We start from the raw sequence: 21,963 nt of genomic DNA, 5'->3' as shown, positions 1-21,963 counted from the left end.
TCAACGGCGGCCGCCCGCAAGACGCAGCAGCATCAGGAACAGGTTGAGGAAATTGAGATAGAGCGACAGCGCGGCAAGGACCGACTTTCGCCCCGAAGCGGTTTGGTCATCCGCGCTGTCGTACATCGCCTTGATCCGCTGCGTATCATAGGCCGTCAAGCCGGCAAACACGCCGACTCCTACGATCGAGATCAGCCAGTCGAGCGCAGTCGACCACAGGAACAGGTTGACGACGCTCGCGAAGATGATCCCAATCAGCCCCATGAACAGGAAGGTACCCAGTCCCGAAAGGTCGCGCCGGGTCGTGTAGCCGAAGATGCTGAGCCCGCCGAACATTGCAGCAGCGATCACGAAGACGCGGGTTATCGACGAACTGGTGTAGATGTGTAGTAGGATCGAGAGCGAGATACCGACCAGGGCAGCATAGAGGAAGAACAGCAGGCGCGCGGTTGGCACCGACATGTCTCGATGCGCGAGCTGAGGAAGAACACCAACCCAAGCGGCGCCAGGATGAAAACCCACATCAGCGGGCTCTGCAGCAGCGCGGGGCCGGTGACCTGATAGGTCAGGCCGGCGGCGACGGCGGTCAGGGCGACACCCGCGGCCATATAGCCATAGATCCGCAACATGTACTGGCGCAGTCCGGCATCCACGGTGATCCGGCCGCCGACGACGTCTGTCGCCGCCAAGTTCTGATCGAGATTCGACATCGCATCCTCCTGTGCAGCCCCCTAAAGCGCGACCACGCTAGGCTCTGCTTCGACGGAACAACATCGGACAATCACCCGAAGACATCAGGTGAAAACCACTCTTGCCCGAATGGGGACGGCATGGCGCTGATTGCCGATCCGTAAGACTGGAACCTGCTTCGGGGTCGTAAGACTTTTGACTGAGGCACCTTGCGCTTTTGTCACTGGAGACCGGAGGCGCAATGACCTAACCGGAGGCATGCGCTTCTTCTTCCATATCACCGATCGCTACGGCGTCTCGCCCGACACGATCGGATGCGATCTTAGCGAGCAGGATGCGGCCGTCCTACATGCCAGGCGCCTGGCCGCCGAACTCGCCAAGTCCGGCGAGTTCTTCCGTGGCAGCGTCGTGCTGGTCGCGCGGGATACGTTGCCGACGTCCTGGCACAAGGGCGGGGACGACACCACCGCTTCCCGTGGCGATATCTGAATCGGCGGCCACCGATTTCCTGCCTCTCTTCCTACAGACAATCCCTGATGTGCGCACGCGGGAGGCGGCTCTAAGGTTCCGGGAGGGAGGCCGCGAATGCAGCCGCCTCGGATCGGAAGGCATCCATCATGGCTGCTTCGACAAGCGAGGCCGATCAGAAGCTTTCGCGCAATGCGCTGATCGCCCTGGTGATCGGGTCGATGGTCGGCTCCGGCATCTTCGCATTGCCGGCTCAGTTCGGGCGCACCACCGGCGCTTTGGGAGCGATCATTGCCTGGATGATTGCTGGCACCGGCATGTTGACTCTGGCCTTCGTGTTCCAATCGCTATCCCGGCGCAAGCCGGAGCTCGATGCGGGCATCTACGCCTATGCCAAAGCCGGTTTCGGTGACTACATCGGCTTTGCGTCCGCCGCCGGCTACTGGATCGGCTGTTGTCTAGCCGACGTCGCCTGCCTCATCCTGATCAAGGCCACGCTCGGCCAATTCTTCCCCGTGTTCGGCGACGGCACCACGCCGGTAGCCATCGCTTCGGCCTCCGTGCTGCTTTGGAGCGTCCATATTCTGGTGCTGCGCGGCATCAAGGGGGCTGCCGCGCTCAACATGGTCACAACTTTCGCGAAGATCATCCCCATCGTGCTGTTCATCGTGGTGGCTGCGGCCGCCCTGAACCGCGGGCTTTTCTCCGACAATTTCTGGGGAACAACCGAGCCCGACGCCGGGCAGGTGTTGAGCCAGGTCCGCAGCACGATGCTGCTCACGGTGTTCGTCTTCGTCGGCATCGAGGGCGCGAGCGTGTATTCGCGTTACGCACGAAGGCGCGACGACATCGGTATCGCGACGGTCACCGGCTTTCTGACCGTTCTCTGCCTTCTCGTGCTCGTGACACTCCTGTCCTACGGCATCCTGCCGCGGAGCGGGCTCGCGGACCTGCCGACACCATCGATGGCAGGCGTGATGGAGGCCATGGTCGGCCGCTGGGGCGGTGTGTTCATCAGTATCGCATTGCTGATCTCGATCCTCGGCAATTACCTGTCATGGTCCCTCCTTGCGGCCGAGATCCTGCACTCAGCGGCCATTCAGCGCACGATGCCGGCCTTTCTGGCGCGCGAGAACGTTCACAGGGTCCCTGTCGGCGCGCTCTGGCTCACCAACTGCGTGATCCAGGCGTTGCTTCTTGTGAGTTGGTTCGCCGAATATGCCTTCACGCTCGCCCTCAAGATGACGAGCGCAATGACACTGGTCCCGTATTTCCTCGTGGCGGCTTACGGCCTGAAGCTCGCATGGACTGGTGAGGCTTATGCTTCCGGCGAGCGCGCCCGCACCAGCGAGGGGATCTTCGCGGCTGTCGCGACGCTCTACGCGGCGGGAATGATCTACGCCGGCGGGGCGAAATTTCTCCTGCTATCCGCGATCCTCTACGCGCCGGGAACGCTGCTGTTCCTGATCGCCAAGCGCGAACGCAAGGAGCGGCTTTTCAGGCCGGTCGAGTCCGTCCTGTTCGGCGCGGTGGCCATCGCCGCGGGGATCGGAATCTACGGCCTGGCTGTCGGAGCCATCGCGATCTGACCGATGTCGCTGACCGCATGGAGGCGAGGATGAAGATGTGGATCAACTATCGTACCCTGTTCCTCACCGCAGTCGTAGCCGCCACTCTGCCGTCAAGCATTTCCCCGGCTCAGCCGAAGGACGATACCCTGGCCGCGCCGAAGCAAACCGGCACGGCCGCCCCGGGCGATGCGAGGCCCAACATCAACACCAACACGAATCCATTCAAGCATCGCTATTGGCGTCATCGCGGCGGCAAGCATCCGCATTTTGGCAGCCGCCGCGTTCGCTCGTGAGGCGTGACCACATGACGGCGGACCGATCGATGAGCGACGCCAGGGTCGGATCCGAGCGGGTCCGCGGCCTCGTTCGGAATGAGAGCCCGATCGACGATTCGGTCCAATCCGGACGACCGAGCCTGCTTGCGATCGGCCTCACTGTGCTCGTCGTGGCCGTGGCCCTCTTCCTGGTCTGGCAAACGGTGTCGAGTCTCTTGATCGTGTTCGCAGGCGTGCTTTTCGCAGCCTTTCTCGATGCCGCAGCCCGGGCTCTGGCGCCGGTTCTTCCTCTCAGCCGCGTCTGGCGTCTGACGCTCGTTCTCCTGCTGCTGTCGGCGCTGGCAGGCTTCGGGCTGGCCTGGGGGACCGGTAAGCTGCCGGAGCAGACGCGTGTGCTGCTGAAAGTCATGGATGCCCAGGTCGACATCCTGCAAGAGCATTTGTTGTCTTATGGCGTGGATCTGCTCGGCCCGGAATGGGGGCGTGACTTCGCGCAGTGGCTGTTCGCCGACCAGGGTCGGTTCCTCAGCCATGCGCAATTCCTGCTCGGCGGCGCCTCGAGCCTTTTGACCGCCGTGCTCGTGATCTTGTTCCTCGGCATTCTCTTCGCCTTCGATCCCATCAGCTACCGCAACAGCGTGGTCGTGCTGGTCAGGCAATCTTACCGGGCCCGCGCGCGCGAGGTGATGGACGAGATGGGCACCGTGATGCGGCTGTGGTTCGTCGGCCAGTTGATCCGCATCATCCTGATGACGCTCTTCGTCTGGCTTGCCCTTTATCTCATCGGCCTGCCTGGCCCATTCGTTCTCGGATTGCAGGCAGGATTGTCGAACTTCATCCCCTATCTTGGGCCAATCGTCGCCGCGATCCCGATCGCGCTCGTTGCGATGCCGCTCGGAGCCTCGCCGCTGATCTGGGCGGTCGCGGTCTACACCATCATCCAGTCGATCGAAGGTTACGTCATCGGTCCGCTGATTCAGCGGCATGCGGTCGAGACCCCGCCAGCCTGGACCCTGGTCGCCATCGTCCTGCTGGGCGCCTTGTTCGGCGTCATGGGCATTGCGCTCGCGATGCCGCTCGTCGCGGTCGGACGGGTGGCGATCATCAGGTTGTATGTCGAGGATTATCTCGGAGACAGGATCGAACCGGCAACGACCGATCCCCCAATCCTGGGTGAGCAGCCATGAGCGAAACGGATGCACAGCAGCGTGAAGACCACGTGCCTCAACAGGCTCGCTCGGGAATGGGGCGTCTTGTCTGGCAGCAGCTTCCGTACGCCGTCGCGCTGCTGCTCGCCATCGCAGGAGTTGCCTATACCAACGTCTCGCACCAGCCGCTGATCGGCTATTGGGAATTCCTGGCGCTGGCGATCGGGGTGGTCTGCGTCATCACCAAATGGCCGGAGATCGAAGGCAGGGAGGGCCAGATTCGTCTGATCTGGACCCAGGCGCTGCACTGGATCGCCGTCCTGATCACGATGAACATCATCCTGGTCTCCGGCGTTCAGCAACTGCTCCCGACGCCGGCAACCGGTCTCGTCCTGCTGACGCTGCTCGCGCTCGGCACATTCCTCGCAGGCATCAGCCTGTTGTCATTGCAGATCGCTTTTCTCGGCCTTGCAATGGGCGCAGCCGTCCCGGCGATCTCGTGGCTGAAGCAATCCATCTTCTTCTTCCTGCTCGGCGCCGTGCTGCTGATCGGGCTGGCCATTTCGTTCTGGCTGCGCCGGGACGGCGGCCCGCCGCGGGCGCCGACCGAAACAAAGCACCAGGCGGAGGCTTGAATGCGACAATTGCCATATCTCGCGGCCGTCGGCGCAGTGGCGGTGCTGTTGACGATTCCCTCGCCCGCAGGAGCCGAGAGATTTAGAATAGGCAGGCTGCTATGCTTCTCGGAGCCACGCGTTGGACTGGTGCTCGGATCGACGCAGTCGCTGCGCTGCGTGTTCGATGGGGTGCGCCCTGCCCGCCGCTACATCTACGAGGGACGGATCAGACGCCTCGGCCTTGATCTCGGCGTGACCAGTGCCGGCACGCTGTCCTGGGCCGTGTTCGCCAGGACTTCGCGGATTGGTGCCGGCACTTTGCGCGGCAGTTATGTGGGCGCGAGTGGCAATTTCGCTCTAGGCCCCGGCCTCGGCGCCAACGTTCTGATTGGCGGCTCGCGCAGGAGCATCATGCTCCAGCCGATCTCGATCGAACGCTCGATCGGGCTCAATCTCGCGGCCGGCGTGATCCATCTGACACTGGGCCCGCGCGGACCGCGATGAGCCGTGTCCGCTCAGGAAAGGTCGCAACAAGTTGGAATGAGAATATTCCCGCCCCTCAACTCCGGGTTTCGTCCGATGTTGGACCTGCTGGTTCAAGTCTAGGATCGAAGGCGTGTCGATCGGAGCGTGAGCACCCAGGAGGTTCGCATGACCGTCTACGACAGCCGCGACGATCTCAACACGCTGGGTGCCCCACCGCTATGGGCTTGCGCTCTCCTCGGAATTGTCCTGATCGCCGCCGGCCTCCTCGCCCTCGGCGATCTCGCCTTCGCCACGATCATCAGTGTCAAGTTCATTGGGCTCACCGCAATCGCTGCCGGCGCCTTCGAAATCGCGCATGCGTTCTGGACAAAGGGTTGGGGCAGTTTCCTGTGGCGGATCATTCTCGGTGCGCTCTACCTCGCATTCGGCCTGATCCTTCTCACCCAGCCGGTGTCGGGTGCACTGATCCTGACCTATTTCCTCGGCGCGCTGCTATTCGCATCCGGCGTCGTTCGATGCGTGCTGAGTTTCGCCTATTGGCGACAGAACGGCTGGATGATGCTGATCTCTGGCGTCTTCGCCATGGCCGCCGGCGTGCTCATCCTGTTTGGCTTCCCGGATATTAGCGTCTGGGCGCTCGGCTTCCTGCTCGGCGTCGACCTGATCTCACATGGCCTCGCATGGCTGCTCTACGCCCTGCAATCGCTGCGATCGACTGCGTGACAGAGGAGGACGACACATGGTTGGTTCCAGCCGCCGAGCCTTCCTAGGCTTTGCAACGAGCGCCCTTGCCGCTGCCGCGCTCGGCGCCACCGGCGTGCGCTTGATCGACGTTGCCGAAGCGCTGCCGATCGATCCAGATCCGCGACGCGCCACCACGTCGTCAGAACTGATCAAGACGCAGTGGGGACCGCCTCCGCGACCCGGCTGGGGCCCTCCACCGCGCCGTCGCCGCCACCGGCGCTGGGTCTGCTGGTGGCATCGCGGCCGACGTCGCTGCGGTTGGCGTTGGGTCTAGGCGGGTCTCCGAAGCCTTGCGAAGCTGATGGAGGTAACGATGCGCGACAGGAACCAATGGGCGATCGCCGCCTTGCTGGCCGGTCTGCTGGTCGGGGCGAGCTGGTTTTGCGTGTCGGTCTGGCGATCGACGCCGATGCCCCTCTATGGAAACGTCATCCTGACCGGAGCCGTGATTCTCATCCTGATCTTAGGCTGCGGCCTGATCGCGCTGATGTTCTACAGCCATCGCAAAGGTTACGACGAACCAGCCCGCAGCAACAGGACGCAGCGCGAGTAATGCAGTCCGCCAGACGCCGAACGAAGTGACGTCGGCGTTCGGAGCTCTGGAACACGGAGCGGACCATGAACCTTGCTGACGTCGCGACCAGATTACTGGCGGCAGGATTGGTTACGGTCTCGATCGGCGGGACTGTCCGGACCCAGCCGACGCCTTCCACGCCTGCCGTCGGCGTTGTGGAGGCAACGCGCCGGCTGATCACCGAAAGCAACGAGTTCCTCGGCCGAGTTGAGGCGGTCAACCGGGTCAACGTGACGGCCCGTGTCACCGCCGCTCTGGAGCAGCGGCTGTTCAACGAGGGTGCCGAGGTCAAAAAGGGCGACCAGCTCTATCGGCTGGAGCGCGGCCCATTCGAGGCCGATCTCGCAGCCAAGCAGGCGCAGGTGGCGCAACTCGAGGCGATGCTGGAAAACGCCAGGCTGACGACGGAGCGCGCACACACCCTTCTCGGCGGGCCGGCTGGGCAGCAATCGACCTATGACGCCGCGCTCGCCACCCAGCGCAGCTTACAGGCCCAGGTCCAGGCTGCCCAGGCGCAGGTCCAGGCCTCGCAAATCAATCTCGACTACACCGTCATCAATGCTCCGATCGACGGCAAGATCGGTCGCACGGCGGTAACCGAAGGCAACATCGTCGGGCCCTCCTCCGGCGTGCTGACCACGATCGTCAGCCAGGACCCGATGCACGTCACGTTCCCGGTGCCGCTGCGAGAGGGGCTCGAGCTGCGCGAGCGGTACCTCCCACAAGGCGGCCTCGAGGCGGTGACGATCCGATTGCGGCTGCCCGATGGCCGTATGTACGGCCAGTCCGGCAAACTGAACTTCGTCGACAACAGCATCGCCCAGAACACCGACACGATCACGGTCCGCGGCGAGATTGCCAACCCGATCTTGCGCGCCCCGTCTGCCGCAGGCGTGACCGCGCACGAGCTGACCGACGGCGAATTCGTCACCGTTCTGCTCGAAGGCGTCCAGCCGATCGAAGTACTTGCGATCCCACGCGCGGCGGTGTTGTCCGACCAGCGTGGCGACTTTGTTCTCGTCGTCGGCAAGGACAATAAGGCAGAGCAGCGGCGCGTTCAGCTCGGACAATCGACCGCAGCAATTGCCGCCGTCATCGGCGGGCTTGCTGCCGGCGACAAGGTGATCGCCGAAGGGTTGCAGCGGGTTCGCGCCGGTCAGACCGTCGCTCCGGATACAGCAAGCGCACTCCTGCGGTCGAGCATGGACGGCGTAGCGAGCGAGGCGCCACCGCGGAGCGGCCGCGGCACTCCGATCCGGCCCCACGCCGCGGACCGCACTCCATGATATCGGGCGTCTTCGTCGATCGTCCGCGCCTTGCGATAGTGATCGCACTTCTCATCACCATTGCCGGCGCGTTGGCACTCACGCAAATTCCCGTGGCGCAATTTCCGGATATCGTGCCGCCGCAGGTGACCGTCTCCGCGACCTTCCCAGGCGCGTCCGCCGAGGTCGTGGAAAGCAGCGTCGCCCAGCCTCTCGAAGCACAGGTGATCGGCGTCGACCGCGCGCTCTACATGAAATCAACCAGCGGCAATGACGGCAGCTACACGCTCACCATTTCGTTCGCACATGGCACCAATGCCGACATCAACACGGTCAATATCAATAATCGCGTGCAGAGCGCGCTGTCGCAGTTGCCGACGGAGGTGCAGCAGCAAGGCGTGAGGGTGCAGAAGCGATCCTCGTCGATCCTGCAATTCCTCGTGCTCTACAGCGCCGACGGCCAGCAGGATCCCCTCTTCATCACCAATTACGCCATCATCAACGTGCTGGACGCGATCGCGAGCACGCCGGGCGTCGGCCAAGCGAACCTGTTCGCAAAGATGAACTATTCGATGCGAATCTGGTTCGATTCGCAGCGGCTCACCAGCCTCAGCTTGACCCCGTCGGACGTGATTGCCGCGATCCGCGCGCAGAGCGTCCAAGCTGCCGTCGGCCGCATCGGCGCGCGGCCGATCAGCGACGATCAGCAGTTCCAATTCAACGTGCAGACCCTCGGCCGACTCGCCAGCGCCGATCAATTCGCCAACATCGTGCTACGCGCCAATCCCGACGGATCCTCGCTGCTGGTGAAAGACGTCGCGCGCGTCGAGATCGGTGCGCAAAACGTCGACAGCGAGGCGCGGATCGACGGGCGCGCCGCCGTTCCGATCGCAGTCTACCTTGCGCCGGGAGCGAACGCGGTGACCACGGCGCGAGCGGTGGCCGAGACGATGCAACGGCTGTCAACGCGATTTCCGCCTGGACTGAGCTATCTCGTCCAATACGATTCCACGAGCTTCGTTCGGGACACGATCGCGGAGGTCTTGCGGACACTGGCCGAAGCCTTCGTCCTCGTGATGCTGGTCGTCTATATCTTCCTCGGTAGTCTCCGTGCGACGGTGATCCCGGCCATCGCAGTACCGGTGAGCCTGATCGGCACGTTCGCAGTTCTGCTCGCGTTCGGCTATTCGGCCAATACGGTATCGCTGCTCGCGATGGTCCTCGCCATCGGCATCGTCGTCGACGATGCCATCGTCGTCGTGGAGAATGTCGAGCGCGTCATGGCGGCGGAACCAAGCCTGGCTCCAGCCGAGGCCACCAAGAAAGCCATGACCCAGATCACCGCGCCGATCATCGCGATCACGCTGGTGCTGCTCTCCGTCTTCGTGCCGATCGCGTTCATTCCCGGCATTTCGGGCACGTTGTTCCGTCAGTTCGCCGTGACGATCAGCGCCGCAATGTTGATTTCGGCGCTGAACGCCCTGACGCTATCCCCTGCACTGTGCGCGCTGCTGATGCGCCACGGCAGACGGCCCCGCGGCATCATCGGCCGTGTACTCGGTGGCATCGACTGGTTGCGCGAGCGCTACGGCAACGGCGTCCGCTACCTCGTGCGCCGGGCCGCCCTCTCGCTGCTGCTGGTTGCGGTATTCGCCGCCGGCATCTTCGGTGTCTCACTGCTAACCCCGACCGGCTTCCTGCCGGAGGAGGACCAGGGCGCCTTCTTCACCTCCGTACAACTGCCCGACGGCGCGTCGGTCGCGCGCACCAGCCAGGTTACGCGCCAGATCGAAGACGTCCTGAAACAGATGCCGGCCGTCGATCACGTGCTCGCGGTGATCGGCTTTTCACTGCTCGATGGCGTCTCCCAATCGAACAGCGCACTGGTGGTGGCGCGGCTCAAGCCGTTTTCCGACCGGACGGCGGCCGCAGACTCGGCGCAGGCGCTAATCTCCAGGACATTCGCAGCCGGTGCCCAGGTACGACAAGCCAATGTGCTGCCGTTCAACCTGCCGCCGATCATCGGCCTCTCCACCGGCGGCGGATTCGAGTACCAGCTTCAAGCTCTGGAAGGACAGGGCCCAGCCGCGATTTCGAGCGTGACAAACGCCCTGATCGGCGCCGCCAACGCCGATTCGCGGCTCACGCGGGTGTTCTCGACCTTCACCGCGACCAATCCGTCGCTCTATCTCGACGTCGACCGGCGAAAGGCCCAAGCGCTGGGCGTCGCGGTCAATGACATCTTCATTGCGCTGCAGGCGACGCTCGGCGGCGTCTACGTCAACAACTTCAACCTGTTCGGACGCACCTGGCAGGTCAACGTTCAGGGCGACGCATCCGATCGCGCCCACGTCTCGGATATCTGGCGGATCTACGTGCGCAACAACAAAGGCGAGATGGTGCCGATGCGGGCGCTGGCCGACGTCATGGTCGTAACCGGGCCGCAGGTCATCACTCGCTACAACAATCATCGTTCCGTGACGGTGAACGGAAGCCCTGCGCCGGGGACCTCTTCGGGCACCGCGCTATCCGCGATGGCGCAGATCTCCGACACCGTGCTGCCGTCCGGCTACGACTTCGCCTGGACCGGCACCGCCTTTCAGGAGCAGGGAGCGGCAGGTCAGACCGGAATCGTGCTCGCGCTGGCCGTGATGTTCGCCTATCTGTTCCTGGTCGCACTTTACGAGAGCACGGTGATCCCGATCCCGGTGCTGCTGTCGGTGGTCGTCGGTGTGCTCGGATCTTATCTCGGCATCATGACTGCGCGCCTCAATCTCGACCTCTATGGCCAGATCGGCCTCGTTGTGCTGATCGCTCTTGCCGCCAAGAACGGCATCCTGATCGTCGAGTTTGCGAGGGAACAGCGGGAGGCGGGTATCCCGATCTGTGAGGCCGCGGTTCAGGGTGCCCATATGCGTTTTCGTGCGGTCATGATGACGTCACTTGCGTTCATCCTCGGCCTTCTGCCGCTGGTCATTGCGACCGGAGCTGCCGCGCTGAGCCGCAGAGCAGTGGGCACCGCTGTCTTCGCTGGTATGCTCGCAGCAAGCTCGATCGGGATCTTCCTGGTGCCGATGCTCTACGTCACCTTCCAGCGCATACGGGAGCGCGCGAAAGGCACAATCAAAAGCGGCTAAGAATGCCCGCTCCTAACAAAAACATAGAACGTAACGAAAGAATGTCGTCTGGCTTAGATGAGCTACTTCGATGATTGAGGAGTACGCTGCCGGATTGCGAGAGATTATTAGTAAGCTGCGCAGAAAATTGAACCAAGTTTACCCGGGTAGAGCTTTCATAGAGCGCTATTTCCACAGTTGGCACCCCGATTCCTGCTCCGCCGGTGTACAGAGAATCCCTAATGTACGGGACAGACGGCGTCTCTAAGCTGGCGGACTGGAAGGCTCGGGGATCCCGCTCAATCCGCGGAACGTACTTCTACGCGGGTCCTTTGGTGCAACGGAGCTCACATCAAGCGGAAGCTGGCGCAAGTCGAATGTAACAGCATAGGGACCCGACCTTGCCACGAATACTCTGATGAATGGCTCTCGCCAAATGGTCACGGTCCGATGGTCGTCGGTCGAGCGAATCGGAACGAACTCGTGTGCGGCGTGACAACTCCCGCCGGGCTCCGCGCCGCTGGCGAGAGAACACAACATGCTAGGAAGGAACACTGCAAATGCGGATAGCCGAGTGTGCCACGATCATTGTTGCGACGTGCACCTTTCTCACGCCGGCAGAGCCGCAAGAGCGAATTGCAGTCACCGTCTTCGAGAACGTGCGCATCTTTGACGGGAAGAGCGAGACGCTTTCCGTCCCATCGAATGTCGTCATCCGCGGAAACATCATCGAGCGGATCGTGACCGCTCCCATTCCAACCGATCGTCGCGTGGACGCCCGCGTCATACAAGGCGGTGGACGCGTGCTGATGCCCGGGCTCAGCGACATGCACTGGCACGCGATGATGGTCCGTCCGACACCCGCGCAGATGCTGTCGAGCGACCTCGGATATACGACGCTGCTGGCGAGCGCGGAAGCGACAGCGACACTGATGCGCGGATTCACGACAGTCAGGGACATGGGCGGCCCCACCTTCTCACTCAAACGCGCGATCGATGAAGGTCTCGTCCCGGGTCCTCGCATCTATCCATCGGGAGCCGTCATCACGGTCTCCGGCGGCCATGGAGACTTCCGCGAGCTTTGGGAGCTGCCGCAAAGTCAGGGCGGAGCAAGCCGCGTCGAACAGCTCGGCGGAAGCATCATCGCGGATGATCCCGACGAGGTCCGCAAGCGCGTGCGCGAACAGCTCATGCAGGGCGCGGCCCAGGTCAAGCTGACGGCAGGGGGAGGCGTCGCCTCGCCTTTCAGCCCACTTGATGTGACCACATTCAGCGAAGCGGACTTGCGCGCGGCCGTCGAAACCGCCACCGATTGGGGGACGTATGTTGCAACACACGCATATACACCGAGCGCAATTCGACGTTCCATCGCCGCGGGCGTCAAAGTGATCGAACATGGTCATCTCATGGATGAACCGACTGCACGCCTCATCGCCGAGAAGAAAATCTGGCTGAGCACTCAGCCATTCGTAGACCTCGGCGGCGCAGCCATGCTTCCCCCCGCCCAACAGGCGCAGATGCGCCAGGTTGTTGCGGGAACGGACACCGTGTACGGGTTCGTCAAGAAGTTTGGGATCAAGACCGCCTTTGGAACAGATATCCTCTTCTCGAAGCCACTGGCCGAGCATCAGGGTCAGGGCATCGTAGACCTCACGCGGTGGTTCACGCCGGCGGAAGCGCTGACGATGGCGACCTCAACCAATGGAGAGCTGCTCGCGCTTTCCGGAGCGCGGAATCCTTATCCCGGCAGGATCGGAGTGGTCGAGGAAGGCGCATTGGCCGATCTCCTGCTCGTCGATGGCAATCCGCTGGAAGACATTCGCCTCATCGAGGACCCCGCAAATAAGCTTGTCGTCATCATGAAGGACGGGATCATCTACAAGGACACCAATCCCAAGTGACCTATTCTCACGGCTGCGCCTGTGACCGAAAGTGATGGCCTGTCACCCTGCCTGACGGACATCAAACCGGATATTTCGACAAACAGCGCAGACCTTTCGCTTGGTTAAGCCGAGATGTGATGGACTCCAAGGGCCTGGCCGACTTCATGAGCTCCGAGTCCACGAAGTGGGCCGGGATCATCAAGAAGATCGGCATCGAGCCGATGTAGCGATGCTTGGCGAAGACCTTTCGTTCCAATCCGCTTGGCGCCTCCAACCTGACCGCATCATGATCTAGATGCTGCGCGGTTGCGGTCCTCTGCATGCCGGCCTCGCAATATGCAACGGGCACCGTCGTCGCCATCGACGGCGGCTTTCTGGCAGGATAGTCAGCCGTCTCCGATCGGCCGCAGATCGTGCCAGAGTTGAAGATGCGGAAGCTCGACAAGGATGCGGTGCGTGGTCCTCTCGCCGCCCTAGGAGTGAGCAGGCCCGGACGGCGCCACATCCAAGCGGACCGCGATCCCGTCCAGATCCGGGGTCGGCGCTGGATAATGCATCATGACGAGCGGATCGTGACCTGGAACGATGTGGTCCGCATCCGGCGCTGCGGCGCGCAGCTTGTCGAACCCCGCCAGCATGTCGCCGACATGAAACGCCGTCGTAAAAGGACGCTCGCTGGTCAGGTTTTCGTAGAAATGACTGACGTCGGAAGCGAGCACGACCGGACCGCGGCGCGTGTTGACCCGGACGAATTGAAGCCCGGCGGAATGTCCGCCCGCCGCATGGACCGTTAGCCCGGCAGCGATCTCAGCATCGCCATCGTAGAACAGGACTCGGCGCGCATAGTTCAGCCGCACGATGCCGCAGACGTCCTCGACCTCGAAAGAATGCGACAACCTCGGATATTGCATGTAGCGGCCGGTGGCGTAGGCAAGCTCGCGCTCCTGGAGATGAAATCGTGCGTTCGGAAAGCGGTCGAAATTGCCGGCATGGTCGTAGTGCAGATGCGTGAGGATCACGTCCTCGATTTCGGCCGGCTCGATATCGAACGCCACAAGAGTCTCCACCGGGCAGCGCAAGAATGTCCGCCTGCGCTGCTCCGCAATTTCGGCGTTGAATCCGGTATCGATGACGAAGGTGCGCCCACCTCCCCGCGCCAGCCACATGAAATAGTCCATCGGCATCGGCCCGTCATGCGGATCGCCGCCGATGAAGTGGTCGCTCCGCTGCGCATCCCGCGTTGCGTAGCGGATGGCGAAGAGTTCGTAGATCGGGTCAGCCATGGATTTGCTCAGGAGCCGGCCGCGTCGACCTCGTTGAAGGCCTCGCGCGCATTGCGGAAGGCGTCGATGCCGGCGGGCACGCCGCAATAGACCGCGACCTGGAGCAGGATCTCCTTGATCTCCTCCTTCGTCAGCCCGTTCTTCAACGCGCCCTTCACGTGCAGCTTCAGCTCGTGCGGCCGGTTCAGTGCGCCGAGCATCGCCAAATTGACGATCGAGCGCGTGCGACGGTCGACGCCGGGCCGCGTCCACAGCGCGCCCCAGCAGAATTCGGTGGACCATTCCGCCATCGTGCGCGTGAACTCGTCGGCACCGGCGATCGATTTGTTGACGTAGTCCTCGCCGAGCACCTCCTTGCGGACTTTGAGGCCCTTTTCGAACAGTTCGGTCTTGGTCATGATCGTCCCTTTCACGTCTTGCGAGAGTCTAGATTGAAGTTGTTCGGCGCATCGCCGAGGGCGGCCGCAACGATCGCAGCAGTTCGGCGACGTCAGCCACCGCATCGAGACGCCAGACGGCGTCGATAACACCGTCCGCGTCCCAATTGCTCTGGCCCGTTCGCACGCTTTCGCGCAGCTTGGCCTCGAGATCGCGATCTTCAAGCGGCGCTGCCCGGCTGCCGCGCGGCGAGATGACGGTCTCGGTGAAAACCTCGCCGGACGACAGGCGCACGGTCGCGCGTGCCGCACCATCCGGCATCCCGTCATCCCACTCCGCCCTCACCTTCTGCCGCAGCTGCACAATATCGGGCCGGACGACCGTCTCGCGTGCAAACTCGGCAACGCCGGCTCTGCCGAGCAGCAATCCGCACGCCACGCAATGATGGATGCTGACGCGCGCATCGCGCTCGTTGTTGACGGGGCGGTCGCCGCGCGCAAGCAGCAGCGTCGAGCCTTGAACGGTCACGGTGTCAATCTGATCGAATCGCCGACCGATCCGCTCCCGCAACTGAAGGCAGGCATCAATGACCGCATGAAAAACGATGCCGGCGGGATAGGGCTTGTAGGTGTTCTTGGCGATCTCAAAGGTCTTGCCGAGACCATCAAGCAAGCGGGCAATATCCGGCTCGTCACCCATGGTGCGTGCCCAACCGAGCGGGCCTTCAATGGCGTGGGGGGCCGCCTCATAACCCTGCTCTGCAAGCAGCGCCGCAAACAAGCCGTTGCGCGCCGCGTTGCCGACGCTGACATTCTTCGCGGCACTGGGCAGGTTCTCGACATTGCCTGCCGACTGGCTCGCCGCGAGCCCGATGGCATTCGCAATGCCCTCCGCGGGCAGCCCCAATAGTTTGGCGCAAGCCGCCGCGGCGCCAAAGATCCCGCAGGTCGAGGTGATGTGCCAGCCGCGCGCATAATGGCGCGGCGAAACGGCGGCGCCGATGCGGCATTCGACGTCCACACCGAGGATGAACGCCGTCAACAATTCGCGTCCAGACAGTTTATGCGTCTCCGCGAGTGCGAGGACTGGAGCTGCGACCGGTGCCGCCGGATGAATGATCGTCTCGGGATGGGTGTCATCGAAATCGAGCAGATTGGCCGAGATGGCGTTGAGAAACGATGCGCACATCGCGTCCATCGGCTGCGAATGACCGATGACCGTCGCGGTCGCGGCGCCGCTGAACGGCGACAGGGTTCGCATCGCCGCCATCACCACCGGATCGCGTGCGGAGCCGAGTGCCGTGGCGAAGAAATTCAGTATCGAGCGTCGCGCCTCGCCGCTCTGCGCCTCCACGTCCGCCCACGATGTCGCCGCGACGAAATCGGCGAGCGTCCTGCTCACGCTGGGAATTGGGTCTTGCGGCACGCGGGGCGTCTTCCTCGTTTTTCGGACCTTATGCCGATCCGCGGCAAACTGTCGACCCCAAATGTTATGCTTGACAGCTTGTCTGACAATCATAACAATCCGGCACGCTGGCACGGGAACCCGCCGCCGCAACGACGGCGGTCGTCAGGGCCGGCCGGCGAACTGACAACGACAAGATCAAGACGGCGCGCCCCGCGTGGGATCGCGCGACAGGGAGTGAACGATGGCGGGAGAGACGCTCGGTGTGATCGGAACGGGCCGCATGGGCGGCCCCATGGCGGGGCGGTTGATGGACGCGGGCTATTCGCTCGTCGTCTACGACACGCAGACCGACGCGACGCAGCCGCTGGTCAAGCGCGGCGCCTTGGTCGGCAAGTCGCCGGCCGACGTCGCCTCGCGCGCCGACATCGTGCTCGCCAGTCTGCCGACGCCCGACATCGTCAAGGGCGTCACTCTCGGCGAGGACGGCATCAGCAGCGGCAACCGCGCCAAGATCGTCGTTGATCTCTCGACCTCTGGTCCCGGCGCGGCGAAGCTCGTTGCGGAAGGGCTGAAAGCCAAAGGCATGACGCTGGTCGATGCGCCCGTCAGCGGCGGCATCAAGGGCGCCGTGAACGGCACGCTCGCCGTTATGGTATCGTGCCCGCAAGCGACTTACGACATCGTGCAGCCGATCCTGAAGAATTTCGGCAAGCTGTTCTACACTGGCGACAAGCCCGGCGTGGCGCAGACCGCCAAGCTCGCCAACAATCTGATGGCGGCGGCGGCACTGGTGATCACGTCGGAAGCGGTCGCCATGGGCGTCAAGGGCGGCGTCAACGCCAAGGTGCTGATCGATATCATCAACGCCAGCAGCGGCCGCAACAGCGCCTCCGAAGACAAATTTCCCCGTTCGGTGCTGCCGGGCACGTTCGATTTCGGATTCGCCACCGGCCTTTCCTACAAGGACGTCCGTCTCTGCGTGGACGAGGCCGAGGCCATGGGCGTGCCGATGGTATGCGGCGCAGTGGTACGGCAGATGCTGGCGATCACCAACGCCAAATACGGCCCGTCATCCGATTTCACCTCGATCGCCAAGGTGCTCGAGGAGTGGGCCGGAGTCGAGATGCGCGGCTGAGCGCAAGAACCTTTGGGAGACACACTTGCGATGACGAACGGCCCGACCGGATCAGGCAAGGTATCGCTCGCGCGCCAGATGGCGCAGAGCGCGCTTGCCGTTGATCTCGGAGATTTCGGGCCTGAAGTGGTCGCCAAGGCCAAGCTCTGCCTGCTCGACTTCCTGTCCTGCGCCTTCGAGGCGGGCCATCATCCCTGGAGTCGTCAGGCAATCGCGATCGCACAAGGTGGCGGCAGCGCAACCATCGTCGGAATGTCGCGACTCTCCTTGCCGGCCGATGCCGCCTTCGCCAATGCCGTGATGGGGCACGGACTCGTGCGGGAAGACATGCATGCCGCCAGCATTGCGCACCACGGCGTAGTGATCTGGCCCACATTGCTCGCGCTGTCCGAACAGTCGCAGCTGCACGGCTCAAGGCTGCTCGCAGCCGCGATCATCGGCTATGAGACCGGCGCGCGGATCGGCCGCGCGTTGCTGACCTCCGATCTCGCCCGGCTCTATCGTCCGACGGGCCTCGTGGCCCCTCTGGGCGCGGCGCTCGCCGGAAGTTTCGCGCTCAACCTGTCCGAAGACGCAGCGACCAGCGCCATCGCGATTGCGGCCAACACGTCCAGCGGTCTCAACGAGTGGCCGCATGCAGGCGGCTCCGACATGTATTTTCATCCGGGCTTCGCCGCCAGCAATGCGATCAAGGCAATCGGCCTCGCCGCAGCCGGCGCTTTCGGCTCCGAAACGATCCTCGAAGGCGAAGCGGGCCTGTTCGCCGCCTATCGTCGCCGGGCCGCGCCCGACAGCATCGCGCTGTTCCCGAATGGCGAATGCGAGATCATGGCGGTCTACAACAAGCCGGTCCCGGCCTGCAATTTCGCGCAGACCGCCTCGCAAGCGGCCCTTCGCGTCTCGCACGAACTCGCCGGCACCGAGGAGATCGACAGCGTCGTCGTTCGCGCTCCCGATGCCGCCGTGCGCTATCCTGGGTGCGCCTCCACCGGCCCGTATCGGAACGCGCTCCAGGCCAAGATGAGCATTCCCTTCAGCGTTGCGGCCACCCTCGTGAGGGGCGAGATCGAGGAAGGCAACTACGCCGAACTCGATGATGTCGATATCATCCGCCTGGTTGCGATCACGAAGCTTGAGCCGGATGTCGGCTTCACCACCGCGTTCCCCGACAAGCAGGGCGCGGATGTGACCGTGCATCTGCAGAGCGGCCGGACGATCCGGCACGCGCTACCCGACGTCATCGCCGCAACGCCTTCAGATATTCGCAAGCGCTTTCGCACTGCCGCTCAGGGAGTCCTCGGTGAGGACCGCGCGTGCCGGTTGGAGCAACTCATCGAGGACTGCGAACGGCTCGGCAATGCCGGCGATATCGCAGCACTATGCCGCCTGGACACGGCGGAACGGGTTTTACGATCGGCATCATAAGAAGTGCCGGAGAGTACGGGGGAAACATGGTCGACTTCGAGACCCGCTTAGGTTCGTCAGCCGCGCGGAGGCGAAGCTGATGGAAGGATTTTTGCAAGCGCTCGCCGCGGGCCTTCTGATCGGCGCCGTCTACGGCCTGATGTGCGTCGGGCTCGGCCTGATCTTCGGCGTCATGCGCGTCATCAACTTCGCCCATGGCGATTTCATGATGCTCGGCATGTACACTGCCTTCTATCTGTTCACCGCCGCCGGCGTTCAGTCGTTCTTCGGCAATGCCGTCGGACCGTTCGTCTCCATCCTGCTGGCCGGCCCCGTGCTTGCCGTATTCGGCTACTTCGTCCACCGGGCACTGATCTCGCACGTCTCGGGGACGCGCACCGCCTCGCTCGAAGGCGAGGGACACTACGCCCAGCTGATCCTCACGCTCGGCATCGCGCTGATCCTGCAGAACGGCGGCCTCATCGTGTTCGGCTCGGTGCTGGCCTCGATCCGCACGCCGCTGTCGAGCTCGGCCTGGGAGCTCGGCCCCTTCTTCGACATGAGCATCTTTCTCAACAAGGCGCGCAGCATCGACATGATCGTTTCGCTGATCATGATGATCCTGCTTTCGCTGCTGATCACGCGCACGCGGATCGGCAAATCGCTTCGCGCCGCCGCGGATAATCCGACCGCCGCGACCTATATGGGCATCGACGTCGACCGCGCGCACCGAACCGCCTTCGCGCTCGGCTGCGGCATCACGGCGATCGCCGGCGGCCTCCTCGCTACGAACTATCCGTTCCACCCGTTCGTCGGCCTCGAATACGTCATCGTCATGTATGCGGGCGTCGTGCTCGGCGGCATGGGCAGCATCATCGGCGCGTTCTGGGGCGGCATGACGATCGGGCTCGTGCAGCAGATGTCGACGCTGATCCTGCCGACGCAGCTGCAGAACGCCGCGATCTTCGCCGTCTTCCTCCTCATCATCTTCTTTCGACCGCAAGGCTTCTTCGGGCGGATGGTGGAGAGGACGTGATCATGCTCCGGATGCGCTCCTTTCTTCCTCCCCTGCTCTTCACCATCGCCTATGCCGCGCTGTCGCTCGGCGTCACCAATTCCTACTACCAGCTGATCCTGACGCTGGTGCCGGTGTGGGCGGTGTTCGGCCTGTCCTGGAACCTGCTCAGCGGCTACACCGGACTGATCTCGTTCGGCCATGCCGCCTTCTTCGGCATTGGCGCCTATGCCACCGCGCTCGGCCAGATCTATTTCGACATATCGCCCTGGCTGCTGATCCCCATCGCCGCCGTGCTCGGCGGCATCGCCGGGCTGCTGATCGGATTTCCCACCTTCCGCCTCCAGGGCCACTATTTCGCCCTGGCGATGCTCGCCTACCCGCTTGCCATCCTCTACGTGTTCGAGTGGCTCGGCTTCCAGGAGGTGACGCTTCCGATCAAGCGCGAAGCGCCGATCGCCTACATGCAATTCGCCGATCCGCGCATCTACACGCTGCTGGGACTCGCAATCATGCTTGCCACCATCGTGCTGACGCAATTCATCGAGCGCTCCCGCTTCGGCATGGCACTGCTCGCGATCAAGCAGAACGAGGCCGCCGCCGAGGCGGCCGGGATCAATACGCTCGCCTGGAAGCTGCGCGCGATCACGCTTAGCGGGGCCATTGCCGCGGCGATCGGCGGCTTTTACGCGCAGGTGTTGTTGGTCGTGACGCCGCAATCGGTGTTCGGCATGCTGGTGTCGGCCCAGGCGCTGACGGTCGCGATGTTCGGCGGCGTCGGCACGGTCTGGGGGCCGGTGATCGGCTCGGTGATCCTGATCCCGCTCGCCGAGATACTGCATGCCGAAGCCGGCGCGCGCTTCCCCGGCATCCAGGGCGTGATCTTCGGCTTCGCCATCGTCTGCGTCATCCTGCTGGCCCCGGAAGGCCTGTTCTGGAAGCTGCGCGATCTCCTGCGCAAACGGATCGCGCCTAAGGCGCCTGCCTCCGACCTGCCCGAAACATCCGCTGCCAACGTCACCGCGCTGAAGCCCGCGCCGCGGCAGCGTGCCGCCACCGGTGAGGTCATGCTCGAAGTGAAGAACCTGTCGCGGTCCTTCGGCGGGCTCAAGGCCGTGCAAAATGTCAGCTTCAAGCTGCACCAGAACGAGATCCTCGGCATCATCGGCCCCAACGGCGCCGGCAAGACCACGCTGTTCAACCTCCTCAACGGCTTCCTGAAACCGAGCGAGGGCGAGGTGCTGATCGATGGCCGCAACATGTCCGGCCAACGGCCGCACGTGATCTGCGAGGCCGGCATCGGCCGCACCTTCCAGGTGATGCGGCCGTTCCTGCGCATGTCGATCCTCGACAACGTCGTGGTCGGTGCCTATGTGCGCGCGCGGTCCGACGACGAAGCCCGCAAGCTTGCCGCCGATGCAGTTGCCCGTGTCGGGCTCTCTGCCGTCGCCGACCGCGTCGCCGGCGAGCTTTCGACCAAGGAGCTGCGGCTGATGGAACTTGCCCGCGCTATCGCCGGCCAGCCACGCATCCTGCTGCTCGACGAGACCCTCGCGGGCCTCGGCCACGGCGAGGCGGACGAGGTCGTCGCCGTGATCCAGCAGCTCGCGCGCGACGGCATGACCATCGCGATCATCGAGCACACGATGCAGGCGATGGTCCGGCTGGTCGACAGATTCGTCGTGCTCGACCACGGCGCCGTCATCACCGAAGGCCTGCCGGAAGTGGTGACGCGCGACAACCGGGTGATCGAGGCCTATCTCGGCAAGAAATGGGTGGGCCATGCTGCGAATTGAGGGATTGAGCGCGGGCTATTCCGCCAAACCCGTGCTGAACGACATCTCGATCAATGTCGGCGCCGGCCAGTTCGTCGCCATCGTCGGACCCAACGGCGCCGGCAAGACCACGCTGTTCAAGACCATCTCCGGCATCGTCAAGCCGAGCGGCGGGGCCATCACCTTCGACGGCGTCGATCTCCTCGCAGTGCCGCCGCCACAGCGCGCCCATCTCGGCATCGCCCACGTCCCCGAGGGCCGCCAAGTCTTCCCGTCACTGACCGTGATGGAGAATCTGGAGATGGGTGCGATGACCGAGAGCGGTCGACGCGACTGGCAGAGCAACATCGAGCGCATCTTCGAATGGCTTCCGGTGCTGAAGGAGCGTCGCAGCCAGTTCGCGGGCACGATGTCAGGCGGCCAGCAGCAGATGCTCGCGATCGGCCGCGGCCTCGCCTCCTCGCCGAAACTCTTGATGCTGGACGAACCCTCGATGGGGCTGGCGCCCTCAACAGCCGACTTCATCTTCGATCGGCTGATCGAGATTCGCCGCCAGTCCGGGCTGACCATGCTGCTGGTCGAGCAGCGCGTGGCGGAAGCGCTGGAATCCGCGGACCACGGCTACGTCCTCGAAGCCGGCCATGTCGTGCTCGAAGGCAACAACGACACGCTGCGCGCCGACGATCGCGTGCGCAAGGCCTATCTCGGCATGTGACGACAAGAAAAAAT

The 21,963-nt window shown here is 63.5% G+C and carries 21 protein-coding genes and 1 pseudogene; 18 read left to right on the top strand and 4 right to left on the bottom strand.

What is annotated here, in order from left to right:
* Positions 1 to 710, bottom strand: a pseudogene (locus tag I6F33_RS27975) (Bax inhibitor-1/YccA family protein).
* 238 nt (positions 711 to 948) lie between these two features.
* Here I6F33_RS27975 and I6F33_RS27970 point away from each other — a divergent pair.
* The 13 genes from I6F33_RS27970 (at position 949) to I6F33_RS27910 (ending at position 13,064) form a co-directional block, all read left to right on the top strand.
* On the top strand, positions 949 to 1,179 hold the full coding sequence (locus I6F33_RS27970; protein WP_225112296.1) for a hypothetical protein: 231 nt from the start codon (positions 949 to 951) through the stop codon (positions 1,177 to 1,179).
* A gap of 128 nt (positions 1,180 to 1,307) precedes the next feature.
* Positions 1,308 to 2,747 (top strand): basic amino acid/polyamine antiporter, encoded by a 1,440-nt coding sequence (locus I6F33_RS27965; RefSeq protein ID WP_225144725.1) that lies wholly within the window; start codon positions 1,308 to 1,310, stop codon positions 2,745 to 2,747.
* A gap of 29 nt (positions 2,748 to 2,776) precedes the next feature.
* Positions 2,777 to 3,022, top strand: coding sequence for a hypothetical protein (locus tag I6F33_RS27960; protein ID WP_225144724.1), 246 nt, complete (start codon positions 2,777 to 2,779; stop codon positions 3,020 to 3,022).
* 29 nt (positions 3,023 to 3,051) lie between these two features.
* The gene (locus tag I6F33_RS27955) at positions 3,052 to 4,191 is read left to right on the top strand and encodes an AI-2E family transporter (protein WP_225144723.1); all 1,140 of its coding nucleotides are present in this window, start codon (positions 3,052 to 3,054) and stop codon (positions 4,189 to 4,191) included.
* A 56-nt stretch (positions 4,192 to 4,247) separates the two neighbouring features.
* A complete protein-coding gene (locus I6F33_RS27950; protein WP_085974408.1) occupies positions 4,248 to 4,787 on the top strand; it encodes a hypothetical protein in 540 nt (179 codons plus the stop codon).
* Positions 4,788 to 5,273 carry a DUF992 domain-containing protein gene (locus tag I6F33_RS27945; RefSeq protein ID WP_225144722.1) on the top strand — a complete coding sequence of 162 codons (486 nt, stop codon included), beginning with the start codon at positions 4,788 to 4,790 and terminating at the stop codon, positions 5,271 to 5,273. It abuts the gene before it with no gap.
* Positions 5,274 to 5,420: 147 nt separating this feature from the next.
* Entirely contained in the window at positions 5,421 to 5,978 is a 558-nt protein-coding gene (locus tag I6F33_RS27940) for an HdeD family acid-resistance protein (RefSeq protein WP_036026649.1), read from the top strand.
* Positions 5,926 to 6,273, top strand: coding sequence for a twin-arginine translocation signal domain-containing protein (locus tag I6F33_RS38650; protein WP_141697667.1), 348 nt, complete (start codon positions 5,926 to 5,928; stop codon positions 6,271 to 6,273). Before I6F33_RS27940 ends, I6F33_RS38650 begins: the two co-directional genes overlap by 53 nt.
* A gap of 39 nt (positions 6,274 to 6,312) precedes the next feature.
* Complete coding sequence (locus tag I6F33_RS27930) at positions 6,313 to 6,552, top strand: hypothetical protein (protein WP_063822473.1); 240 nt, start codon at positions 6,313 to 6,315, stop codon at positions 6,550 to 6,552.
* A 65-nt stretch (positions 6,553 to 6,617) separates the two neighbouring features.
* Positions 6,618 to 7,859 carry an efflux RND transporter periplasmic adaptor subunit gene (locus I6F33_RS27925; RefSeq protein ID WP_225144721.1) on the top strand — a complete coding sequence of 414 codons (1,242 nt, stop codon included), beginning with the start codon at positions 6,618 to 6,620 and terminating at the stop codon, positions 7,857 to 7,859.
* On the top strand, positions 7,856 to 10,975 hold the full coding sequence (locus I6F33_RS27920; protein WP_225144720.1) for an efflux RND transporter permease subunit: 3,120 nt from the start codon (positions 7,856 to 7,858) through the stop codon (positions 10,973 to 10,975). Before I6F33_RS27925 ends, I6F33_RS27920 begins: the two co-directional genes overlap by 4 nt.
* 539 nt (positions 10,976 to 11,514) lie before the next feature.
* The gene (locus tag I6F33_RS27915; protein ID WP_225144719.1) at positions 11,515 to 12,855 is read left to right on the top strand and encodes an amidohydrolase family protein; all 1,341 of its coding nucleotides are present in this window, start codon (positions 11,515 to 11,517) and stop codon (positions 12,853 to 12,855) included.
* A gap of 119 nt (positions 12,856 to 12,974) precedes the next feature.
* A complete protein-coding gene (locus I6F33_RS27910) occupies positions 12,975 to 13,064 on the top strand; it encodes a tripartite tricarboxylate transporter substrate binding protein (RefSeq protein ID WP_225144718.1) in 90 nt (29 codons plus the stop codon).
* Positions 13,065 to 13,310: 246 nt separating this feature from the next.
* On the opposite strand, the gene I6F33_RS27905 is transcribed toward I6F33_RS27910, so the two are convergent.
* Genes I6F33_RS27905 through I6F33_RS27895 form a run of 3 tightly spaced genes read right to left on the bottom strand, consistent with a single transcriptional unit; the run spans position 13,311 to position 15,899 of the window.
* The gene (locus tag I6F33_RS27905; RefSeq protein ID WP_225144717.1) at positions 13,311 to 14,120 is read right to left on the bottom strand and encodes an N-acyl homoserine lactonase family protein; all 810 of its coding nucleotides are present in this window, start codon (positions 14,118 to 14,120) and stop codon (positions 13,311 to 13,313) included.
* A gap of 8 nt (positions 14,121 to 14,128) precedes the next feature.
* The gene (locus tag I6F33_RS27900; protein WP_036011521.1) at positions 14,129 to 14,518 is read right to left on the bottom strand and encodes a carboxymuconolactone decarboxylase family protein; all 390 of its coding nucleotides are present in this window, start codon (positions 14,516 to 14,518) and stop codon (positions 14,129 to 14,131) included.
* Positions 14,519 to 14,546: 28 nt separating this feature from the next.
* Positions 14,547 to 15,899 carry an MmgE/PrpD family protein gene (locus I6F33_RS27895; RefSeq protein ID WP_225144716.1) on the bottom strand — a complete coding sequence of 451 codons (1,353 nt, stop codon included), beginning with the start codon at positions 15,897 to 15,899 and terminating at the stop codon, positions 14,547 to 14,549.
* 247 nt (positions 15,900 to 16,146) lie between these two features.
* Here I6F33_RS27895 and I6F33_RS27890 point away from each other — a divergent pair, with 247 nt between their 5' ends.
* The 5 genes from I6F33_RS27890 (at position 16,147) to I6F33_RS27870 (ending at position 21,949) form a co-directional block, all read left to right on the top strand.
* Positions 16,147 to 17,040 (top strand): NAD(P)-dependent oxidoreductase, encoded by an 894-nt coding sequence (locus I6F33_RS27890; protein ID WP_225112286.1) that lies wholly within the window; start codon positions 16,147 to 16,149, stop codon positions 17,038 to 17,040.
* Positions 17,041 to 17,070: 30 nt separating this feature from the next.
* On the top strand, positions 17,071 to 18,465 hold the full coding sequence (locus I6F33_RS27885) for an MmgE/PrpD family protein (RefSeq protein WP_225144715.1): 1,395 nt from the start codon (positions 17,071 to 17,073) through the stop codon (positions 18,463 to 18,465).
* A gap of 79 nt (positions 18,466 to 18,544) precedes the next feature.
* The gene (locus I6F33_RS27880; RefSeq protein WP_036011532.1) at positions 18,545 to 19,480 is read left to right on the top strand and encodes a branched-chain amino acid ABC transporter permease; all 936 of its coding nucleotides are present in this window, start codon (positions 18,545 to 18,547) and stop codon (positions 19,478 to 19,480) included.
* A 2-nt stretch (positions 19,481 to 19,482) separates the two neighbouring features.
* Complete coding sequence (locus I6F33_RS27875; protein ID WP_225144788.1) at positions 19,483 to 21,255, top strand: ATP-binding cassette domain-containing protein; 1,773 nt, start codon at positions 19,483 to 19,485, stop codon at positions 21,253 to 21,255.
* On the top strand, positions 21,242 to 21,949 hold the full coding sequence (locus I6F33_RS27870; RefSeq protein WP_036011537.1) for an ABC transporter ATP-binding protein: 708 nt from the start codon (positions 21,242 to 21,244) through the stop codon (positions 21,947 to 21,949). The genes I6F33_RS27875 and I6F33_RS27870 overlap by 14 nt, the downstream gene beginning before the upstream one ends.
* Positions 21,950 to 21,963: the final 14 nt, after the last annotated feature.

The sequence above is a fragment of the Bradyrhizobium sp. BRP20 genome, from assembly GCF_020194215.1.
Lineage (GTDB): Bacteria > Pseudomonadota > Alphaproteobacteria > Rhizobiales > Xanthobacteraceae > Bradyrhizobium > Bradyrhizobium yuanmingense.
Note: the sequence above shows the minus strand (reverse complement) of the source record. Positions and strands in the feature narration are given on the sequence as shown.